Source organism: Pseudomonas sp. KH_021 (genome assembly GCF_057838865.1).
In genome coordinates this window covers 4,842,755-4,864,354 of the sequence record NZ_CM174477.1, presented here as the reverse complement: position 1 = coordinate 4,864,354, position 21,600 = coordinate 4,842,755, and the positions used below count along the sequence as shown (strand labels likewise).

Genomic DNA, 21,600 nt, shown 5'->3' with positions numbered 1-21,600 from the left:
ACAGAGCTTGCTCGTGATAAAGACGACGCGGTCATTCAAATAGACCGCGTTGCCTTTATCACGAGCAAGCTCTGTTCCTACCCCATCTGCGTTGGACGTTGTGATGCCTTTTTCCAATGGCTTTTTGTTGAGTTTGTCGCTGTGCCTGGATATCGGCATTGCCAATATCGCCATGATCACCCTCGCCATGCAGCGCGGTTATCTGCAAGGCTTCTGGCTGGGCCTGGGGACCTGTGTGGGCGACTTGGTCTACGCGGTCCTGGCCCTTGCCGGTATGACCGTGCTGTTGCAGTTCGAGGCGGTTCGATGGGGGCTGTGGATCGGTGGGTCGGTGCTGTTGGTGTACTTCGCCGCCAAGATGCTGCAGGCCGCGTTCAGCGCGGGCGGGGAGTTGGCGGTGGCCACCCAGGCAATTGAAGGGTCGTCGGCCAAGGCATTCGGGCGGGGGATTTTCCTGGCGATGTCATCGCCCAGCGCAATCCTCTGGTTTGCCGCGGTGGGCGGTACCCTGATTTCCCGATCGGGCAGCGGCAGTGTCCTGCAGGCCGGAGTATTTCTGGCGGGTTTTTTCTGCGCAGGGCTGGTCTGGACAATCGCCCTGTGCGTTACCGCAAGCCATGGCGGCAAGCTTTTGGGAGAGCGGCTGCTGAAGTACGCCTATATGGCATCGGCGGCGATCTTCTGTTATTTCGCCTGGTACGTGATCCATTCCGGTTATCAGGAATTTATCCTGGCACCGACGCCGGTTGCTTTATGAATCGATCATTGGCTCGGGCTCAAACACGGCTGTTTCAATCCGTCGGGCAGTGCGTTGCAGCGCGGGCAGAAAGCGCGTAACCGCCTGCTCGATGGTCATGGCCTTGGCCACATACACAATGTTGATGCAACCGAGCAGGCGTTGACGGCCGTGGATCGGCACGGCAATCGAGGCAATCCGCTCTTCCTTGTTCCAGCCCATGTAGTTCTCGCCGTAGCCGCGATGACGTGTCTTGCGCAGCAGGTTGTCGAGTTTTTCCGGGTCGCGGGCCAAGCGGCCTTCTTCATCGTCACGGCTGGCCAGCAATTCGATGATGCCTTCGCGCTCCGCGTCCGGGCAAAAAGCCAGGTAAGCCAGGCCCGTGGCCGTCAGCAGCAGCGGTAATCGGCGCCCGACAATAGAGCGGTGAAACGACAACCGACTGAATCGGTGCGTGGTTTCACGCACAACCATGGCGTCCACATCCAGGGTGGACAAGTCGGTCGGCCAGACCACTTCTTGAAGTAAATCAGCCAGCATCGGTGCCGCCAGCGCCGAGATCCATTGTTCGTCCCGAAACCCTTCGCTCAACTCGCGCACCTTCAGGCACAGGCGATAGCTGTCGTCCGATTCGCTGCGGCGCACATAGCCCTCATCTTGCAAGGTTTCCAGCAGCCGGCGCACGGTGGTGCGATGCAGCCCGCTGAGCTCCGCCAGGCGTGCAGTGGTCGCGCCGCCGTCCAGTCGATTGAGGGTGTTGAGCAGCGCAAGACCGCGCGTCAGGCCGCGCACGGTTTTGTATTCGGTATCGTTTTGAGAGGCCATAAGTACTAAAAAATCCTTATAAAACAAGGATGTGCATCTGGTGCACATGACGCTGGTTTTTCGTTGTGAGTCAGCGCGGGCCGTTCCTATACTAGCCCCGACAACGACAAATACCCCTCGAACGGGAGAATGATGATGAGCCAAGCCTACACCTTCACTGCGCTCAACGCAGTCGCCCCTCGCGGCCCTGACCCTCTTTCGGCATCGCGCCGATCCAGCTAAGCCCTTTTTCGCAAACAGCACCTTCTAGTCCCGATGCCCCGGCATCCAGGGATCGGCCCCGGCTTGTCCGAATTCGGCCTGCCGGCTGTTGCAACACGGTTTCAAGCGGTGAGAACAATGAAAACCACGAACGTCATTCGCCCCGAAAATGCCTCTCAGATCGACTACCACGCCCAGGTCGCCATCCTGGGTAGCGGCCCCGTTGGCCTGGCCATCGCCAACTACCTGGGCCAGATGGGTATCGATGTATTGGTGATCGAGAAGCTCGACAAGCTGATCGACTACCCACGGGCCATCGGCATCGACGATGAATCCTTGCGCACGGTGCAGTCCTTCGGCCTGGTGGACAAAGTACTGCCCCACACCACGCCCTGGCACGCCATGCGCTTCCTAACGCCCAAGGGTCGTTGCTTTGCCGACATCCAGCCAATGACCGATGAATTTGGCTGGTCGCGTCGCAACGCCTTCATTCAGCCGCTGGTGGATGCCGTGCTGTTTCAGGGGCTGGAGCGTTTTGACAACGTGAGTAGCTTGTTTTCCCGTGAACTGATGGAGTTCAGCCAGGACGCCGAAGGCGTGACGCTGAAACTGCAGACCGCCTCGGGCAGTACTGAGCGAGTGCGTGCTGATTACCTGGTGGGCTGCGACGGTGGCAACAGTCTGGTCCGTCGCACACTAGGCATCTCCTTCGAGGGCAAGACCGCGCCCAACCAGTGGATCGTGGTCGATATCGCCAATGATCCGTTGAGCACCCCCAACGTCTACCTGTGCTGCGACCCGGTTCGTCCGTATGTGTCGGCCGCGCTGCCGCACGGGGTACGCCGTTTCGAATTCATGGTGATGCCGGGCGAAACCGAAGCCGAATTGAGCCGGCCGGAAAACATGCGCAAGCTGTTGTCCAAGGTGTTGCCCGACCCGGATCGGGTCGAGCTGATCCGTAGCCGGGTCTACACCCACAATGCGCGTCTGGCCGGGCGCTTCCGTGACGGCCGGGTGCTGCTGGCCGGCGACGCCGCGCACATCATGCCGGTCTGGCAAGGCCAGGGTTACAACAGCGGCATGCGCGATGCCTGCAACCTGGCGTGGAAGCTGGCGTTGGTGGTCAAGGGCCTGGCCAAGCCACCGCTGCTGGACACCTACGAGCAAGAGCGGCGCGACCATGCCAAGGCGATGATTGACCTGTCGGTGCTCGCAGGCCACGTGTTGGCGCCGCCCAAGCGCTGGCAGGGCGCGCTGCGTGACGGTGTGTCCTGGCTGCTCAATTATTTGCCTCCGGTCAAGCGCTACTTCCTGGAAATGCGCTTCAAGCCGATGCCGCAATACGCCACCGGAGCACTGGTCAAGGCCGGCCCAGAGGTACGCGAATCACCGGTCGGGCGCATGTTTATCCAGCCCAAGGTGCAGACCGAAGCGGGCGAGCAGGTGCTGCTCGACGAAGTGATCGGCAGCAATTTCGCCATCATCGCCTGGGGCAGCAATCCGACCTGGGGCCTGAGCGCCGAGCAGATCGCTTTCTGGACGCGCCTGGGAACCCGTTTCATTCAAGTCCTGCCCTGCGTGCAGTTGAGCGGCGAGCGTGAGGTTGGCCCGGGCGTTATCCGCATTGGCGACAGCACCGGCCGCCTGAAAGAGTGGTTCGGCCGCTACCCGGCGTCCATCGCCCTGGTTCGCCCGGACCGATTCCTGGCTGGCCTGGCGATCCCACAGACGGTTGGCCACGTGTGCGACGAGTTGTCCCTGGCACTCTCGGCGACCGCACTGGTGGCCGACACCCCCTGCGTCAGCAAGGTGGCCTGAGATGACAGCTTTGCTGCAATGCCTGTCGCACACGCCTCTGGTCGGCCACGTAGACCCGGCACCTGAAGTGCTGGCCGAGGTCGATCAGGTGATTGCCCAGGCGCGTGCTCGAATCGAAGCCTTCGCACCGGAGCTGGTGATCCTGTTTGCGCCGGATCACTACAACGGCTTTTTCTACGACGTGATGCCCTCGTTCTGCATCGGCATGGCGGCCGAGGCCATCGGTGACTTCGGCACCGCGGCAGGTCCGCTCAACGTTCCCAAGGTGCTGGCTGAAGCCTGCGCCACGGCCGTGCTGGAGGCCGGCGTCGATGCCGCGGTGTCCTACCGCATGCAGGTCGATCACGGATTTGCCCAGCCGCTGGAACTGTTGTTGGGCGGTCTGGACAGCTGCCCGGTGATTCCGGTGTTTATCAATGCGGTGGCTGTACCTTTGCCCAGCTTTGAGCGAGCACGGCTGCTCGGTGAGGCCATCGGCCGGTTTGCCCAGGGCCTGGGCAAGCGCGTGCTGATTCTGGGCTCTGGCGGGTTGTCGCATCAGCCGCCCGTGCCGGAGCTGGCCCAGGTCGACGCGCGCATGGCTGATCGCCTGATGGGCAGTGGTCGCAACTTACCGGCCAATGAGCGAGATGCCCGCCAACAGCGTGTGATCGCGGCTGCCCGGCACTTCGTCGAGGACCAGCACTCGCTGCATCCGTTGAACCCTGAGTGGGACCGCAGTTTTCTCGATTGCCTGGCTCAAGGGCGCCTGAGCGAACTCGATGGCCTGAGTAACGAAGCCTTGTCGGCCCTGGCCGGAAAATCCACTCACGAAGTGAAAACCTGGGTCGCGGCCTTTGCAGCGCTGTCGGCCTTTGGCCCGTGCGAGGCCAGTCATTCCTATTACCGTCCGATCCCTGAGTGGATCGCCGGCTTCGGCGCCCTTTGTGCCCATGCACCGGCGTATTCCTGAACACTTTCTGGAGAGATCCCATGACCCAATATACCGAAGCTGCCACCAGTCAATTTGCTCAAATCCAGGAGGGTGAGCGCACCCTCAACATTCACTACAACGACTGTGGTGAAAAAGGCGGCGAAACTGTTGTCATGCTTCATGGCTCCGGCCCTGGCGCCAGCGGCTGGGCCAACTTCAACCGCAACATTGAACCGCTTACCGACGCCGGCTACCGGGTCATCCTGATGGACTGCCCGGGCTGGAGCAAAAGCGACTCAATCCTCTGCGACAGTTCGCGCTCAGACCTCAACGCCCGTGTGCTCAAGGGCCTGGTCGATCACCTGGACATCGATCGGGTGCATATCCTCGGCAACTCCATGGGCGGACACAGCGCCGTGGCCTTTGCCCTGAGCCACCCTGATCGGGTCGGCAAACTGGTCTTGATGGGCGGCGGCACTGGCGGTGCCAGCCCGTTCGTGCCGATGCCAACCGAAGGCATCAAGTTGCTGCAAGGCCTGTACCGCGAACCGACCATTGAAAACCTGAAGAAGATGATGAACGTCTTCGTCTACGACACCAGCGACCTGACCGACGCCCTGTTCCAGACCCGCCTGGACAACATGCTCAAGCGCCGCGACCACCTGGAAAACTTCGTGGCCAGCCTGGCCGCCAACCCCAAGCAATTCCCTGACTTTGGCCCACGCCTGGGCGAGATCGTTGCCCAGACCCTGGTGATCTGGGGCCGCAACGACCGCTTCGTGCCGATGGACACTGGCCTGCGCCTGATCGCTGGCCTCCCCAATTCCGAATTGCATGTGTTCAACCGCTGCGGCCACTGGGCCCAGTGGGAGCACGCCGACAAGTTCAACCGTATGGTCCTGGACTTTTTGAGCCACTGATCGAGGTGCACATGAACATGACTCAACAAACACTCGAACAACTGGCCAGTGCATTGCGCCAGGCAGAGGCCAGCGGCGAAGCCATCGAACCTGTGCGAGAGCGCATTGGCACCGACAACGGCGAACTGGCCTATGCCATCGCCCGGCTCAACGTGGCACACGGCGTGGCTGATGGCCGCCGCGTGGTCGGTCGCAAGATCGGCCTGACCAACCCTAAGGTGCAGGCCCAACTGGGCGTTGACCAGCCAGACTTCGGCACTCTGTTTGCCGACATGTGCTACGGCGACAACGAAGTGGTGCCGTTCAGCCGCGTGATGCAGCCGAAAATCGAGGCCGAAATCGCCCTGATCCTGGACAAGGATCTGCCGCTGGCCGACACCAGTTTCGCCGATGTGCTGGCAGCCACGGGCTGGGTAGTACCGGCCCTGGAAATCGTCGGCAGCCGTGTGCAGGGCTGGAATATCCGCTTTGTCGACACCGTGGCAGACAACGCTTCCAGTGGTTGCTATGTGCTCGGTGGCCCGGCCCGCCGTATCGAAGGCCTGGACCTGCGTGAAGCGCGCATGCGCATGACTCGCAATGGCGAGGAAGTCTCCAGCGGCAGCGGTGCCGAGTGCCTGGGCCACCCGCTCAACGCGGCGGTTTGGTTGGCGCGCACCATGGCCCGCCTGGGCGAGCCGCTCAAGGCCGGTGACATCGTATTGACCGGTGCGCTGGGGCCAATGGCGGCCGTGGCCGGCGGTGATCGTTTCGAGGCTGTGATCGAAGGCCTCGGCCAGGTCGCGGTGGAATTCAGTGCCGAGTGATCGGTGACGTGCCTGCACAAGAGACAGCCCCAATGAAGAAACTAAAAGTCGCCATCATCGGTTCCGGCAACATCGGCACCGACCTGATGATCAAGATTTTGCGCAATGCGCAGCACCTGGAAATGTCGGTGATGGTGGGTATCGACCCGGCCTCCGATGGCTTGGCGCGCGCCGCACGGATGGGCGTGGCCACGACCCACGAAGGCGTGCAAGGCCTGACCCGTCTGCCTGAGTTCGCTGACATCGATTTTGTCTTCGATGCCACCAGCGCCGGCGCCCACGTCAAGAACGATGCTTTTTTGCGTTCGATCAAACCCGGTATCCGCCTGATCGACCTGACGCCTGCGGCCATCGGCCCGTACTGCGTGCCGGTGGTCAACCTGGAGCAGAACCTGCACCAGCTCAACGTCAATATGGTCACCTGCGGTGGCCAGGCCACCATCCCGATGGTCGCGGCCGTCTCGCGGGTGGCCAAGGTTCACTACGCCGAAATCGTCGCTTCTATCGCCAGCAAGTCGGCCGGCCCCGGCACCCGTGCCAACATCGACGAGTTCACCGAAACCACCAGCAAGGCCATTGAAGTGATCGGTGGCGCCGCCAAGGGCAAGGCGATCATCGTCATGAACCCGGCCGAGCCGCCGCTGATGATGCGCGACACGGTGTTCGTGCTGTCCGAAGCCGCTGACCAGAGCCGCATTGCCGCCTCGGTTGAAGAAATGGCCGCCGCCGTGCAGGCCTACGTGCCAGGTTATCGTCTGAAGCAGCAGGTGCAGTTCGACGTGATCCCCGAAGACGCGCCGCTGACCATCCCTGGCCACGGCCAGTTCAGCGGCCTGAAGACTTCGATCTTCCTCGAAGTCGAAGGCGCCGCCCACTACTTGCCAGCTTATGCCGGCAACCTCGACATCATGACCTCCGCCGCGCTGGCCACTGCCGAGCGTATGGCCCAGTCGCTGCAGAACGCCTGAGGAGACCGACATGACCTTTAATAATCCCGGCAAAAAACTCTATATCTCGGACGTAACCCTGCGCGATGGCAGCCATGCCGTCCGTCATCAGTACTCGATCCAGAACGTGCAGGACATTGCCCGCGCCCTGGACAAGGCCCGCGTCGATTCCATCGAAGTCGCCCACGGCGACGGCCTGCAGGGTTCAAGCTTCAACTACGGCTTTGGCAAGCACACCGACCTTGAGTACATCGAGGCGGTGGCTGATGTGATCAGCCATGCCAAGATCGCCACCTTGCTGCTGCCCGGCATCGGCACGGTCCACGACCTCAAGGCGGCCTACAACGCTGGCGCCCGTGTGGTGCGCGTGGCCACCCACTGCACCGAAGCGGACGTGTCCAGGCAGCACATCGAATACGCCCGCGAGCTGGGCATGGACACCGTTGGCTTTTTGATGATGAGCCACATGGTCCCGGCCGAGACACTGGCCGAGCAGGCGAAGTTGATGGAGAGCTACGGCGCCACCTGCATCTACATGGCCGACTCCGGTGGCGCCATGAACATGCAGGACATCCGCGACCGCATGCGCGCCTTCAAGGCCGTGCTCAAGCCCGAGACCCAGACCGGCATGCACGCCCACCACAACCTGAGCCTGGGCGTGGCCAACTCCATCGCCGCCGTGGAAGAAGGTTGTGATCGCATCGACGCCAGCCTGGCTGGCATGGGCGCCGGCGCCGGCAATGCGCCACTGGAAGTCTTTATCGCAGCCGCCGAGCGCATGGGCTGGAACCACGGCACCGAGCTCTACACCTTGATGGACGCGGCCGACGACATCGTTCGCCCATTGCAGGACCGGCCGGTGCGAGTCGACCGCGAAACCCTGGGCCTGGGCTATGCCGGGGTCTACTCAAGCTTCCTGCGCCATGCCGAAATCGCCGCGGCCAAGTACGGCCTCAAGACCCTCGACATCCTCGTCGAGCTGGGCAAGCGCCGGATGGTGGGTGGCCAGGAAGACATGATCGTCGACGTGGCCCTGGACCTGCTCAAACACCGTTTAGGGTAGGAGCCAGCCTTGGCTGCGATGAACGCACCGCGGTGCATCAGGCAAACCGCGGTGCGTTCATCGCGGCTAAAGCCGACTCCTACCCCTTGCAAAAAGGCATCTACATCCCCCTTACAACAAAAAAACAGGGTGGCAACATGACTGCAAGCATTGATAAAAAGCTGGCCTGCACTATCGGCCTGTGTTTTCTCGTGGCGTTGATGGAGGGCCTGGACCTACAGGCTGCCGGTATCGCCGCGCAAGGCATGGCTGCCGCTTTCGGGCTCGACAAGTTGCAGATGGGCTGGGTGTTCAGTGCCGGGATTCTCGGGCTGTTGCCCGGCGCCTTCGTCGGTGGCTGGCTCTCCGACCGGATCGGTCGCAAGTGCGTGCTGATGGCTTCGGTTGCGCTGTTCGGGCTGTTCTCGCTGGGGACTGCACTGGCCTGGGATTTCAGTAGCCTGCTCGGCGCACGCTTCCTGACCGGGATTGGCTTGGGAGGCGCTTTGCCGAACCTGATCGCGCTGACCAGTGAAGTGGCAGGGCCACGCCTTCGCGGTACGGCGGTCAGCATGATGTATTGCGGCGTGCCACTGGGCGCGGCGATGGCGGCGACCATTGGCATTCTCGGATTTTCCGGTGGCTGGCAGGTGGTGTTCTACGTCGGTGGCGTGGTGCCCTTGATGATCTTGCCACTGTTGTGGCGCTACCTGCCGGAGTCACAGGTTTTCCGCCAGCGTGAAGCACTAGGTGCCGGGCAGCCACTTGAGTCGGTGGGGTTGTGGCAGGGTCTGTTCCGTAACGGCGCCGGCAAGCCAACGCTGCTGCTGTGGGTCAGCTACTTCTTCACCTTGATGGTGGTTTATATCCTGATCAACTGGCTGCCCAGCTTGCTGGTCGGTCAGGGTTACAGTGGCCGCGAGGCCAGTTGGGTGATGTTCTCCCTGCAGATTGGCGCAGCGGTGGGCACCCTGGTGCTGGGTGCCCTGATGGACCGCCTGCCAGCCTGGGCAATGGCGGCAATCATTTATCTTGGGATTCTCGCTTCGTTGACGGCCCTGGGGTTGGCTAGCCAACTGCAGACCATGCTACTGGCAGGCTTTGTTGCAGGCCTGTTCGCCACGGGTGGGCAAGGGGTGCTGTATGCCCTGGCCCCCTTGTTTTATCTCACCCAGGTCCGAGCCACAGGCGTCGGCAGTGCGGTGGCTGTCGGGCGCTTGGGCGCCATGACCGGTCCGCTGGTCGCCGGGAAAATGCTGGCCTTGGGCGGTGGCACCGTCGGCGTGATGGTGGCCTGTGCACCGGGCATCGTCATCGCGGCGGCGGCGATGTTCTTTCTTTCCCGCAAGCCTACGGTCCTGGATGACTGATCAGCCCAACCTGCAGTAGCCCTCCTGCCACGTCAGTGGCAGGAATCACCACAACAACAAAAAATGTGAACTCATCATGCAGACTTCTTCTTTGCTCGCCCTGGGTGTGTCGGTATCGCTCGCCCTTGCTTCCAGTGCTTGGGCAGGTGGCTTCGTCGAGGACAGCACGGCCAACCTGGTCATGCGCAACTACTACTTTGACCGCAACTACGTGAATGCGACCCCGCAAGCCGCCGCCCGGGAATGGGCCCAGGGCTTTATTCTCAATGTTCGTTCTGGCTTCACTGAAGGGCCGGTGGGCTTTGGCCTGGATGCCCAGGGCTTGCTGGGTATCAAGCTGGATTCCTCCAAGGCGCGGGCAGGTACCGGCTTGCTGCCCTTTGATCGAACCACTCGCGACCCTGCCGATGAATACTCCGAGCTGGGCTTGACGGCGAAAATGAAGGTTTCCAAAAGCGAGCTGCAGGTGGGCACCATCAGCACCTTCCTGCCGATTGCCTTTGCCAGCCCCACGCGGCTGTTGCCGCAGACCTTTCGTGGCAGTTACCTGCGCTCCAAGGATCTGGACAACCTGACCCTGCATGCCGGTTGGCTGGACCGGATCAACCTGCGTGACTCCACCGACTACCAGAAAATGACCGTGGCCAGCCCCAATGGCCGTTTCAACGGTGCAGCCGAGTCGGACCGTTTCCTCTTTCTGGGCGGCGACTATGCCTGGTCGCCCCAGCTCACGCTCAAGTATTACCACGCCGAGCTTGACCAGATGTACCGCAAGGATTTCTTCGGATTCGTGGATGAGCGCAAGGTGGGGCCGGGGCGGCTGAAAAGCGATTTTCGCCTGTTTGTTACCGGTGAAGACGGCGCGGCCAAGGCAGGCCCCGTAGACAACCGCAACACCGCGTTGATGCTCACCTATGTAATCGGTGCCCATAGTCTTGGGGCAGGCTACATGCGCCTGGATGGCGACACGGCGATGCCGTATCTGTTTGGCACCGAGCCGTTGGTGATTACCGAAGGGACCCTGAGCAGCGAGTTCATCAACCCCCACGAGCGCAGTTGGCAAGTACGCTACGACTACGATTTTGCCGGCGTGGGTATTCCGGGGCTCAAGGGTATGCTGCGCTATGTGGATGGCAGCAATATCGAACTGGACAAGTTCGGTGGCAGCGGCCTGAACGAAAGCGAGAAGGATGTCGAAGTGTCTTACACCGTGCAGGACGGCTCGTTCAAGGGCGTGGCGGTGCGGGTTCGCAACGCCTGGTATCGCAATGACTTCACGCCTGGCGCCAGCCATCGTGACGACAATGAGCTGCGGGTCAACGTCGATTACACCCTCGCGCTTTGGTAGTAGTGATCGCCGGGGCAGCCTCATGGCACTGCCCCTGCGACTGGATCACAGCGGTCTAATGTTTCGGGCTTGGAAGGCGACGGTTACGCCCTTGGATACATTCAAGAAGTCGTCAGTGCGGGGGTTGTTAGGGTACTCCTTGCGATTCTTGACGCGGTGGCCTTCATGGTCGCGAAGGTAGAAGTCGAGCGTCTGGCCGCCACCCCAGTCGCCAATCGTCTCGACCTTCCAGAAAAACGTGATTTCATTCTTGCCGTAGAAGCCCATATATCCGCCATTGCTGATGCCAAGCTTGCATCCCAGGTACCCAGCAACATCCGTTGCACAGGTGATGTTGTAGTGGATTCGGTTATCCCTGGCTTCAAGGTAGTCGAATCGAAAATGGATCGGCCGCAATCTGGCGTGATCCTCCCAGATCCGTAGCCAACCGCTTTCTGCCAAATCGATTTCGGCGTGGCTCTGAGTCATGGCTATCCTGCCTTCAAGGCCAGGCGTGGTGCTGTACAGCGATGCGATAAATGAGGTTTTTCTAGGATCGTTCATGGGGCCTCCCTGGCCGTGGTTTGACCGCCTGGATTGGCGAGACAGCTCTACTCTGCGCATCGGCGGGGCCTGCAACAAGGCGGCAGGACTTCCTCGCCTAAAGCCGGTGACTGCCCCCGTTGAGCTGGCGTCACTGCTATATCCTCCCCGCGACGATGAGCAGTAAGCCATGCATCCTTTGAGATTCGAGCTGCACAACGAGCTTCATTCGCGACCGTCGGTGTACTTCAGTGCGCCGGCACATGTGTTTCATCTAGCGCTGCAGGACCAGGCCAGTGCGCTGGACCATGTGCTGGCTCGACTGTATCCGGGGACTTTGGGTCATAGCCTTGGCCAACAGACCCAGGGCTTGCTCAAGCTTGAAGGCTGCGACTTGAAATGGGAGCGCCACACCGAATTCCTCTCGTTGACGCTGGTGGTACCACGCAGCGCCGGTGGCGAACTTTGGCCGGCATTCCCGGCGTCACTGATGACGCTGGTCAGTGACCATGAACACCTGATCATCAACGCTACCCAAGTGCTGGTCGAGGCTCAGCAAGACTGGCTCGGGCAAACGGCGGCCTACGGCTTCAAGGACCCGGCCGGATCTAAGATCGGCAGTGGCGACGCGGTGGTCTGGAGTGATTTTCGCTTGAGCGGTGAGGGGGTCAATCGCTTGCTGTTGATCAACGATTCGCTTAACGACTATCGCCTCGGCCGCATGGTGCGCAGGCTTCTGGAGATCGAGACGTATCGGATGATGGCGTCGCTGGCGTTGCCGGTGGCCAAGAAAGTCAGCCAGCAGCTCAAGGCGTTCGATGAAGAGTGGGCCAAGCTTTCGGAGCAGACGGCCGATGCCAGCAGCGCCACGGCGCGGCGCTTGCTCGGTGATATTTCCGCGCTGTCGGCGCGCATCGTGCGCAGCACCGCTCAATCGCGCCAGCGTTTCAGCGCCGCCGAGGCCTACGCTCAGTTGGTGTTCGAGCGTATCGGCGAGTTGCGCGAAAGCCACTTGGGCGATTGCCAGCGCCTTGGGGTGTTTATCGAGCGGCGTTTCAAGCCGACGGTACGTTATTGCTCAGCGACCCATCAGCGCCTTGAGCGCTTGAGTGACAGCGTGGCCAATCTGGGGGAGTTGCTGCAAGCGCGGATCCAGGTGGAAGTCGAAGAGCAGAATTGCGAAATCCTGCACAGCCTCAATGCTCGAGCCACCACCCAGATCAAGATTCAAAAGGCGGTCGAAGGTTTGTCGATCATCGCCATCACCTACTACCTGCTGAGTTTGTTCAAATTGCTATACGGGGGGCTGCACAGCCTCGGCGTTGACCTCACCCCGCGTGATGCCGGGTTGTACCTGGCGCCCCTGGCGGTGCTGGTGATCGGCGCCACGGCGCTGCGTATCAGAAAAGCCAAGCAGGAGTGAACGGCGTCTATACTCAGGCAATGCGGTGCCGCTCGGTGCCGCCTCTGCAGGAGGGCCCATCATGAAAGGTCTAAACGCTAAAAAATCCGCCAAGAAAAAAGCCGTCAAGACCGCCGTTGAAAAACGTGCGGACAAAAAGGCGAAAAAATCCAATGTGGGGGCTTTGATTCACTGAGTTGCAGCGATCTCAAAAACAAAGGAAAAACCAAGGCAGGCACCTTGTGGGTGCTCATGCAATCTGTTGCCAGGCACTCTGCGGTTCATCCTGTGAATGAAGGGAGGAAGGCCGTGTCAAGGCTTCCAGGCGCTTGCCTTGGGTTTTGCGCTGTTGCGTAAATCGAGCGCCGCCCGCGCGGCGCATCGCCGGCTAAAGCCGGCTCCCACATTTTTTGCAACGTGCCATGGCCTGTGAGATTGGAGTTGCCAGCAACGCGCAATCACGCAATCCCCACCGAGCCCACAAAAATCAAAAGCCGAACCCCCAAGGCTAACAACGCCGATCCCACAGGCCATGGCACGTTGCAAAAAATGTGGGAGCCGGCTTTAGCCGGCGATGCGCCGCGCGGGCGGCGCTCGATCTCAAGAGCAAAAGAAAACCAAGGCAGGCACCTTGTGGAGCTCATGCGATTTGTTGGCAGGCCGTATCAAGGCTTCCAGGCGCTTGCCTTGGGTTTTGCGTTGTTGCGTAAATCGAGCGCCGCCCGCGCGGCGCATCGCCGGCTAAAGCCGGCTCCCACATTTTTTGCAACGTGCCATGGCCTGCAGGATCGGCGTTGTTAGCCTTGGGGGTTCGGCTTTGGATTTTTGGGGGTACTGCGATATTGCTTGTCGATTTACCCATCGCTCAATCGACCATTCAGACAGGGCACGGTCATTCACACGCCCTGCGCTGAAAAGTGCCAATGCGCTTTCGCCAAAAGCGCATTCATTAGCCATAGTTGATGGATAGGTGAGGGACAGCAGCATGAAATACCTGTGCCTGGTGTATTGCGACGAACGGCTTCTGCATGACGCCCCGGAGGCGCCGCAGGACGCCGAATGCCTATCCTATGCCGAGCGCGTTCAGAGCAGTGGGCGAATGCTCGCTGCCCAAGCGCTGGCACCGGTCGATACCGCGACCACGGTGCGAATGCGCAAGGGCAACCTGAGCATTACAGACGGACCCTTTGCCGAAACCAAGGAACAACTGGCCGGTTTCTACCTGGTCGACGCCAGAGACCTCAACGAAGCCCTGCAGATCGCGGGTGGTATTCCGGCAGCCAGGGTCGGCAGTGTGGAGGTACGGCCGGTCCGTGAGCTGCAGCCCTGAACTGCAGGAGAACAATAAGATGAATGGGCTGGGTGATGGCTATCAGGTGGCCGAGCATGAGCTGTCCCTCAGCCGCCTGATCGATGCGCCGCGCGCCAAGGTCTTTCGTGCCTGGACCGATCCGCAGTGGCTGGCGCAGTGGTGGGGGCCGCACGGTATGAGCACCCCAGTGTGCGAAATGCAATTGTGGGTCGGTGGCCTGTTTCGCACTGTCATGCGTGGGCCCGATGGCAGTGAGTTCCCAAGCCAGGGGGTGTTTCTGGAAATCGTCACCCCGCAGCGCATCGTCTTTACCGATGCCTTCGGGCCCGGCTGGGTACCTTCGGGCAAAGCCTTCATGACGGCCATCATCACCTTCGAAGAGCTTCATGACCGCACCCTTTACACCGCCCGGGCGCTGCACTGGAATGCAGCTGACCGCATGGCTCATGAAGAGATGGGCTTTCACCGTGGCTGGGGCGAAAGCCTCGACCGGCTGGTCGAGCTGGTCACCCGCAGAATGCCAGACTGATGATTGGCGAAATCGAGGTTCGAGCGCACATCGAGGTGGTCTACCGTCAGGAGTCTCGACGAATCCTGGCGACGCTGATCCGCCTGTTGGGGGATTTCGACCTGGCTGAAGAAGCGCTGCACCAGGCATTTTTTGTTGCCCTTGAGCGCTGGCAGCAGGAAGGCATCCCGGATAATCCTCGAGCCTGGCTGGTTTCGACAGGGCGATTCAAGGCCATCGATGGCTTGCGTCGGCGGGCACGATTCGAGGCATCAATGGGGCGAATGGCGCAAGAGCTGGAGGCACTGCAGGCTCAGGACCCTCGTGATGAAGACGTGGAAGACGACCGCCTGCGGCTGATATTCACCTGTTGTCACCCGGCGATAGCCGCCGATGCCCAGATACCGCTGACCTTGCGTGAAGTTTGCGATCTGACCACCGAAGAAATCGCCCGTGCCTACCTGACCAGCCCAGGGGCTATCGCCCAGCGTATCGTGCGGGCCAAGACCAAGATTCGTGAAGCCCACATTCCCTATCAAGTGCCCTCCCTGGCAGAGTTGCCGCAGCGTCTGGAAAGCGTATTAAGGGTAATTTACCTGGTGTTCAACGAAGGCTACTCGGCTTCGGCCGGCAGTCGCCTGACGCGCACTGAACTGACCGATGAAGCCATTCGCCTGGGGCGTTTACTGTTGGCGTTGCTCCCGGACCCGGAAGTGATGGGGTTATTGGCGCTGATGCTGTTGCACGCCTCGCGAACGGCGGCGCGCACCTCGGCGGACGGCGAATTAGTGCTGCTTGATGAGCAAGACCGTTCGCAGTGGGACAAGACGCTGATAGAAGAGGGCGACGGGTTGGTGCGTCAGGCGCTGCTCAGCCGCCGCTTTGGCGCCTACAGCCTCCAGGCGGCCATTGCGGCCGTGCATGCCCAGGCAACCTGCGCCGAAGAAACAGACTGGGAAGAGATCGTCGGTTTGTTTGACGTGCTGATGCAGTTGGCACCGTCGCCCGTGGTCGAGCTCAACCGTGCCGCGGCGCTTGCCCGTCGTGATGGCCCAGCGGAGGGGTTGACGGGCATTGAAGCCATCTTTGGGCGTGGCGAGTTGCTTGACTACCATTTGGCGCATTCGGCCAGGGCCGAACTCCTTCGCCAGCTGGGCCGCGTGATGGAGGCACGCGAAGCCTATCAGACAGCCTTGAGCCTGACGCGACAGGAGCCAGAGCGCCGCTTTATCGAGCGACGCCTGAGCGCGTTGTAGTCACCTCAGCCGATGGTAATCGCCGGCAGGGTAGGCAAGGTAACGGTCTGCTCTTTGCGCGGAGCGAGGATCTCGGCTTCGCCATCGACCACCAGTTCTTCGCGCTGGTTGAAGACGCGGGTGGCGATGCGCACACGGAATTTTGGCAGCTTTTCCAGGATCTCCAGGCGCACGGTCAGGGTGTCACCGATTTTTACCGGCTTCTGAAAGCTCATCTGCTGGCCGATATAAATGGTGCCTGGGCCAGGCAGCTCGCAGGCAACCGCGGCGCTGATCAGCGCACCGCTGAACATGCCGTGGGCGATTCGCTCCTTGAACATGGTCGCAGCGGCGAATTCCGCGTCCAGGTGGACCGGGTTGTGGTCACCGGACATGGCGGCGAACAGCTGGATATCACGCTCTTCCACGGTCTTGCTGTAGCTGGCGGTCTGGCCGACTTCAAGGGCTTCGTAAGGCGTGTTGGTGACCTGGGTCATAGACGGGAAAATCCTTTGGGTTATCACTCGGTACGGGCAGGGCGCGCTTGTGCCAGCGCCTGGTCGAGCCAGGCAATCAGGTCAGCGGTCACCTGCTCGCGATTGGTTTCGTTGAGCAATTCGTGGCGTGCCTGCGGGTAAAGCTGCAACTGCACATGGCGGTTGCCAGCTTGACGCAAGACAGCGGCCAGATCTTTCAGACGCTTGCCATCACTGACCGGATCACATTCCCCACCTATCACCAGGATCGGCAGGTTCGGGTCAATCTGCGAAAGATTCGCCTGTTTACTGATTTGCTGCAAGCCGCCGAGCAAATCCAGCCACAGTTGATTGGTGCAGCGAAAGCCACAAAGCGGGTCGTTGGCGTACCTGTCGACTTCGTCGGGATCTCGACTGAGCCAGTCGAATGGGGTGCGATTAGGCTTGAATGGCTTGTTGAAACTGCCAAACGATAGCCACTCGATCAGCGCACTACGCCCGTCCGGGCCTTGACGCCAGCGTTCCAGGCGGGCGATGACGGCTGCGCTGCGGTACAGCGCCACGGGTTGATAATTGGAGCCGCTCAGTATCGCCCCCTGCAGGCTGGCGCTGTGGTGCAGCAAATACCCTTGGGCGATATAGCTGCCCATGCTGTGGCCTAACAGAAATAGCGGCGCGCCGCTGTGCTGTTGACCAATGTGCTGGCTCAGCACACCGATATCGTCCACCACGGTGCACCAGCCATTGTGCAAGGCATATCGGCCAAGCGTGCCCAGCTCGGCGGTGCGTCCATGGCCCCGCTGGTCATGGGCATATAAGGCATAACCGGCGCTCGCCAAGGCTTCACCCAGGCGGGTATAGCGTGCCGCGTGTTCGGCCATGCCGTGAACCAGCAGCACTACAGCCTTGGGTGGGCCATCAGGCAGCCACTGGTAGACATACAGGCTGCAATGGTTGCTGGCCGGCAGCCAGAACGCATTGTGGTTCATCAGCGTTTCCTTGCACGTGAACGGGGTCAGGAGAGTTTATAGCCCATCGCGTCAATGCCGGGCAGAGCATTAATAAGATTCACAATGTTAATGGCGGTGGTTGGCATGTTTGCCGTGTCCCCAAGAACTGCTAACGTCCCCAAAGCTCCGTATGCGCACGCAGCGATACGGCCTGCAGTGGCTCAGGTAAGAGGACAACAACAAATGCAACCTGAATTCTGGAATGACAAGCGCCCCACGGGCGTGCCATCGCATGTAGACCTGGATGCCTACTTGTCGGTGGTCGAGGTGTTTGAGCGCTCTTGCAAGAAGTTCGCTGATCGTCCGGCCTTCTCCAATCTGGGGCGGACCCTGTCTTACGCCGAGCTTGAACGTTATTCCGCAGCCTTTGCAGCCTGGCTGCAGCAGCACACCACCCTTAAACCGGGCGATCGCATTGCGGTGCAGATGCCCAACGTCCTGCAATACCCCATCGCCGTGTTTGGCGCCCTGCGTGCCGGGCTGATCGTGGTCAATACCAACCCGCTGTACACCGCCCGGGAAATGCGTCACCAGTTCAAGGATTCCGGAGCACGTGCGCTGGTGTACCTGAACATGTTCGGCAAGCTGGTGCAGGAAGTCCTGCCCGACACGAAAATCGAACACCTGATCGAAGTGAAGATGGGCGACATGCTGCCTGCGGCCAAGGGGTGGCTGGTCAATACAGTGGTCGCCAAGGTCAAGAAGATGGTGCCGGCCTATCACTTGCCGCAGGCGATTTCCTTCAAGAAGGCTCTGCGCCAGGGGAGTGGCCAAGGGTTGAATCCGGTCAAGATCGGCCTGGAGGATGTCGCGGTGTTGCAATACACCGGTGGCACCACTGGCCTTGCCAAGGGCGCCATGCTGACCCACGGCAACCTGGTGGCGAACATGCAGCAGGTCAATGCCTGCTTCTCCCAGTTGGGCGACGATGGCGTGAAGATTATCAAGGAAGGCCAGGAGGTGATGATCGCGCCGCTGCCGCTGTACCACATCTATGCCTTCACGGCGAACTGCATGTGCATGATGGTGACCGGCAACCACAACGTGCTGATCACTAACCCGCGGGATATCGGCGGTTTTATCAAGGAACTGAAAAAGTGGCGGTTCTCGGCGCTGCTGGGGCTCAACACCCTGTTCGTGGCCTTGATGAACCACCCCGACTTCAAGAGCCTGGATTTCTCCAGCCTTAAAGTCACCAATTCTGGCGGAACCGCGCTGGTCAAGGCCACGGCTGAGCGCTGGGAGCAGTTGACGGGTTGTCGCATCGTTGAAGGCTACGGCCTGACCGAAACTTCTCCGGTCGTCTGCACCAACCCCTACGGCGCCCAGGCTCGGCTGGGCACGGTGGGTATTCCAGTACCGGGCACTGCACTCAAAGTCACGGATGACGCGGGCAACGAAATGCCCTTGGGCGAGCGGGGTGAACTGTGCGTGAAGGGGCCGCAAGTCATGAAGGGCTACTGGCAGCACCCCGAGGCGACGGCCGAAGCCCTGGACGCAGAAGGGTGGTTGAAAACCGGTGATATCGCGGTGATCGATCCTGATGGTTTTGTACGAATCGTCGATCGCAAGAAAGACATGATCATCGTCTCGGGTTTCAATGTGTACCCCAACGAAATCGAAGACGTGGTGATGGCCCACCCGAAAGTCGCCAACTGCGCGGTCATCGGCATCCCCGACGAGCGCTCCGGCGAGGCGGTCAAACTCTTTGTCGTGCCCAGGGCCGAGGGGGTGACCCTTGAAGAGCTCAAGGCCTACTGCAAGGAAAACTTCACCGGTTACAAAATGCCCAAGCAGATCGTCTTGCGAGAGTCCCTGCCCATGACCCCGGTGGGCAAAATCCTGCGGCGTGAGCTTCGCGATATCGCCTGACCCGGTGTAGGAGCAGAGCTTGTCGGGGCGCCGAACCGTCGCGATGAACGCGCCGCGGTTTGTTTGGCACCGCGGTGTGGCCATCGCCGGCAAGCCGCGCTCCTACAGTCGTTAATCAAACCGTGAAATAGAGCGGTTTCGCGGAGTTTAGTCCTATGACTCTAAATGTGACCATATGGTTTCAATAAGTCATTTTGGTGACTTTTCCTACGCATCCAGGTCTAGTAGCCCTCCGGCAAAGCTGCTACTCTCGCCCCGCTTTTGACTGTTTCAGTTCGCAACGAACTGCGACACCATATCAATAACAATCGCATCGAATGCGGTGTTGAATTCGCGGTGCTGGAGGAGTGGGCTTCCATGGTCGAAAATTTTTGGCAGGATAAGTACCCAGCCGGGGTGGCTGCACACATCAATCCCGATGAGTATCCGAATGTTCAGGCGGTATTGAAGCAGTCTTGCCAACGCTTCGCGAATAAACCGGCGTTTAGCAACCTGGGCAAAACGATCACCTATGGCGAGCTCTATGAGCTGTCCGGTGCCTTTGCCGCCTGGCTGCAGCAGCATACCGACCTGGTACCCGGCGATCGTATCGCCGTGCAACTGCCTAATGTCTTGCAATACCCGGTAGCCGTTTTTGGCGCGATTCGCGCCGGCCTGATCGTGGTCAATACCAACCCGCTTTACACCGCACGGGAGATGGAACACCAGTTCAACGACTCCGGTGCCAAGGCGCTGGTGTGCCTGGCGAACATGGCGCACCTGGCTGAAAAAGTCGTGCCCAAGACTGCCGTCAAGCATGTGATCGTGACCGAAGTCGGCGACTTGCTGCCGCCGGTCAAGCGCTTGCTGGTCAACAATGTCATCAAGTACGTGAAAAAGATGGTCCCGGCCTATCACTTGCCCAAGGCCGTCAAGTTCAATGACGTACTGAGCAAAGGCCACGGCCAGCCAGTCCAGGATGCCAACCCGTCCAGCGATGATGTTGCCGTCCTGCAATACACCGGCGGCACCACCGGCGTGGCCAAGGGCGCAATGCTCAGCCATCGCAATCTGGTCGCCAATATGCTGCAGTGCAAGGCACTGATGGGCTCCAACCTCAACGAAGGTTGCGAAATCCTGATCACCCCGCTGCCGCTGTACCACATCTATGCTTTCACCTTTCATTGCATGGCGATGATGCTCATCGGCAACCACAATATCCTCATCAGCAACCCGCGTGATCTGCCAGCGATGGTCAAGGAACTGTCGAAATGGAAGTTCAGCGGCTTTGTTGGCCTCAATACCCTGTTTGTGGCGCTGTGCAATAACGAAGCGTTTCGCAAGCTGGACTTCTCGGCGCTGAAAATGACCCTGTCTGGCGGCATGGCCTTGCAGCTGTCTGCCGCTGAACGCTGGAAAACCGTTACTGGCTGCCCGATCTGCGAAGGCTATGGCATGACCGAGACCAGCCCGGTGGCGTCGGTCAACCCGATCCAGAATATTCAGATTGGCACCATTGGCATTCCGGTGCCTTCCACCCTGTGCCGGGTTGTCGACGATGCGGGCAATGAGCTGGCGCTGGGCGAAGTGGGCGAGCTGTGCGTCAAGGGCCCACAGGTGATGAAAGGCTACTGGCAGCGCCCGGAAGCCACGGCCGAGATCCTCGATGCCGAAGGTTGGCTGAAAACCGGCGACGTGGCGGTGATTCAACCCGATGGCTACATGCGCATCGTGGACCGCAAGAAGGACATGATCCTGATCTCCGGTTTCAATGTTTACCCCAACGAGCTTGAAGACGTGCTGGCCAGCCTGCCAGGGGTGCTGCAATGCGCCGCCATCGGCGTACCGGACGAGAAGTCCGGCGAGGCGATCAAGTTGTTTATCGTCGCCAAGCCCGGTGTGACGCTGACCAAGGAGCAGGTCATGGAGCACATGCGCGCCAATGTCACCGCCTACAAAGTGCCGCGCTTCATTGAGTTCCGCGATGCCTTGCCAACCACCAACGTGGGCAAGATTCTGCGTCGAGAACTGCGTGATGAAGAGATGAAGAAGCTGGGGCTCAAGAAGATCGCCTGATCGCATTGCGGATATGTCGGATGATGTATCTGTAGGAGCAGACCTTGGTCGCGATGGCAACACCGCGGGGCATCAGGCAAACCGCGTGCGCCCATCGCGGCCAGGTCCGCTCCTACGAATGGCGGGTTGCCTCAGGGCTTGTCAGCACCTCGCACGATCTGCCGTAGGAGCGGACCCGGCCGCGATGGGCTGCGCAGCGGCCCCAGAGGCCAGTGGCATTGCAATGCAGACCTGCGGATTGAGTCGCTTTCAACATCGCAAGGGCCGCTTCGCAGCCCATCG

At 60.5% G+C, this 21,600-nt stretch carries 19 protein-coding genes; 15 read left to right on the top strand and 4 right to left on the bottom strand.

The window, feature by feature from the left end; all coding sequences use genetic code 11:
* The first annotated feature begins 103 nt into the window (after positions 1-103).
* Positions 104-757, top strand: a complete 654-nt coding sequence (locus tag AC3IX4_RS22405) for a LysE family translocator (protein WP_489257550.1) — start codon at positions 104-106, stop codon at positions 755-757.
* Here AC3IX4_RS22405 and AC3IX4_RS22400 read toward each other — a convergent pair.
* Positions 752-1,561, bottom strand: a complete 810-nt coding sequence (locus tag AC3IX4_RS22400) for a DNA-binding transcriptional regulator (protein ID WP_489257549.1) — start codon at positions 1,559-1,561, stop codon at positions 752-754. The genes AC3IX4_RS22405 and AC3IX4_RS22400 overlap by 6 nt on opposite strands.
* Positions 1,562-1,900: 339 nt before the next feature.
* On the opposite strand from AC3IX4_RS22400, the gene AC3IX4_RS22395 reads away from it, so the two are divergent.
* The 8 genes from AC3IX4_RS22395 to AC3IX4_RS22360 all read left to right on the top strand — a co-directional run bounded on the left by AC3IX4_RS22395 (position 1,901) and on the right by AC3IX4_RS22360 (position 10,926).
* Positions 1,901-3,580 (top strand): bifunctional 3-(3-hydroxy-phenyl)propionate/3-hydroxycinnamic acid hydroxylase, encoded by a 1,680-nt coding sequence (locus AC3IX4_RS22395; protein ID WP_489257548.1) that lies wholly within the window; start codon positions 1,901-1,903, stop codon positions 3,578-3,580.
* A gap of 1 nt (position 3,581) precedes the next feature.
* A complete protein-coding gene (gene mhpB, locus AC3IX4_RS22390; RefSeq protein ID WP_489257547.1) occupies positions 3,582-4,532 on the top strand; it encodes a 3-carboxyethylcatechol 2,3-dioxygenase in 951 nt (316 codons plus the stop codon).
* A gap of 20 nt (positions 4,533-4,552) precedes the next feature.
* The gene (locus AC3IX4_RS22385; RefSeq protein WP_489257546.1) at positions 4,553-5,413 is read left to right on the top strand and encodes an alpha/beta fold hydrolase; all 861 of its coding nucleotides are present in this window, start codon (positions 4,553-4,555) and stop codon (positions 5,411-5,413) included.
* 11 nt (positions 5,414-5,424) lie between these two features.
* A complete protein-coding gene (gene mhpD, locus AC3IX4_RS22380; RefSeq protein ID WP_489257545.1) occupies positions 5,425-6,219 on the top strand; it encodes a 2-keto-4-pentenoate hydratase in 795 nt (264 codons plus the stop codon).
* Between the two features lie 32 nt (positions 6,220-6,251).
* A complete protein-coding gene (locus AC3IX4_RS22375; protein WP_489257544.1) occupies positions 6,252-7,187 on the top strand; it encodes an acetaldehyde dehydrogenase (acetylating) in 936 nt (311 codons plus the stop codon).
* A 10-nt stretch (positions 7,188-7,197) separates the two neighbouring features.
* A complete protein-coding gene (gene dmpG, locus AC3IX4_RS22370; RefSeq protein WP_489257543.1) occupies positions 7,198-8,229 on the top strand; it encodes a 4-hydroxy-2-oxovalerate aldolase in 1,032 nt (343 codons plus the stop codon).
* 137 nt (positions 8,230-8,366) lie between these two features.
* Entirely contained in the window at positions 8,367-9,578 is a 1,212-nt protein-coding gene (gene mhpT / locus AC3IX4_RS22365; RefSeq protein WP_489257542.1) for a 3-(3-hydroxy-phenyl)propionate transporter MhpT, read from the top strand.
* A gap of 76 nt (positions 9,579-9,654) precedes the next feature.
* Positions 9,655-10,926, top strand: a complete 1,272-nt coding sequence (locus AC3IX4_RS22360; RefSeq protein WP_489257541.1) for an OprD family porin — start codon at positions 9,655-9,657, stop codon at positions 10,924-10,926.
* 45 nt (positions 10,927-10,971) lie between these two features.
* Here the strand turns inward: AC3IX4_RS22360 and AC3IX4_RS22355 are convergent, their stop codons facing one another.
* A complete protein-coding gene (locus AC3IX4_RS22355) occupies positions 10,972-11,469 on the bottom strand; it encodes a hypothetical protein (RefSeq protein WP_489257540.1) in 498 nt (165 codons plus the stop codon).
* Between the two features lie 169 nt (positions 11,470-11,638).
* Between AC3IX4_RS22355 and AC3IX4_RS22350 the strand changes: the two genes are divergently transcribed.
* The 4 genes from AC3IX4_RS22350 to AC3IX4_RS22335 all read left to right on the top strand — a co-directional run bounded on the left by AC3IX4_RS22350 (position 11,639) and on the right by AC3IX4_RS22335 (position 15,926).
* Entirely contained in the window at positions 11,639-12,871 is a 1,233-nt protein-coding gene (locus AC3IX4_RS22350) for a DUF3422 domain-containing protein (RefSeq protein WP_489257539.1), read from the top strand.
* Between the two features lie 964 nt (positions 12,872-13,835).
* The gene (locus AC3IX4_RS22345; RefSeq protein ID WP_489257538.1) at positions 13,836-14,180 is read left to right on the top strand and encodes a YciI family protein; all 345 of its coding nucleotides are present in this window, start codon (positions 13,836-13,838) and stop codon (positions 14,178-14,180) included.
* Between the two features lie 19 nt (positions 14,181-14,199).
* A complete protein-coding gene (locus AC3IX4_RS22340) occupies positions 14,200-14,691 on the top strand; it encodes an SRPBCC family protein (RefSeq protein WP_489257537.1) in 492 nt (163 codons plus the stop codon).
* Entirely contained in the window at positions 14,691-15,926 is a 1,236-nt protein-coding gene (locus tag AC3IX4_RS22335) for an RNA polymerase sigma factor (protein WP_489257536.1), read from the top strand. The genes AC3IX4_RS22340 and AC3IX4_RS22335 overlap by 1 nt, the downstream gene beginning before the upstream one ends.
* Before the next feature lie 5 nt (positions 15,927-15,931).
* Here the strand turns inward: AC3IX4_RS22335 and AC3IX4_RS22330 are convergent, their stop codons facing one another.
* A complete protein-coding gene (locus tag AC3IX4_RS22330; RefSeq protein WP_489257535.1) occupies positions 15,932-16,402 on the bottom strand; it encodes a MaoC family dehydratase in 471 nt (156 codons plus the stop codon).
* A gap of 23 nt (positions 16,403-16,425) precedes the next feature.
* Complete coding sequence (locus AC3IX4_RS22325) at positions 16,426-17,370, bottom strand: alpha/beta hydrolase (RefSeq protein WP_489257534.1); 945 nt, start codon at positions 17,368-17,370, stop codon at positions 16,426-16,428.
* A gap of 204 nt (positions 17,371-17,574) precedes the next feature.
* Here AC3IX4_RS22325 and fadD2 point away from each other — a divergent pair, with 204 nt between their 5' ends.
* Both fadD2 and fadD1 read left to right on the top strand, forming a co-directional pair.
* Entirely contained in the window at positions 17,575-19,263 is a 1,689-nt protein-coding gene (gene fadD2, locus AC3IX4_RS22320; RefSeq protein ID WP_489257533.1) for a long-chain-fatty-acid--CoA ligase FadD2, read from the top strand.
* 357 nt (positions 19,264-19,620) lie between these two features.
* A complete protein-coding gene (gene fadD1, locus AC3IX4_RS22315; RefSeq protein ID WP_489257532.1) occupies positions 19,621-21,318 on the top strand; it encodes a long-chain-fatty-acid--CoA ligase FadD1 in 1,698 nt (565 codons plus the stop codon).
* Positions 21,319-21,600 lie beyond the last annotated feature (282 nt).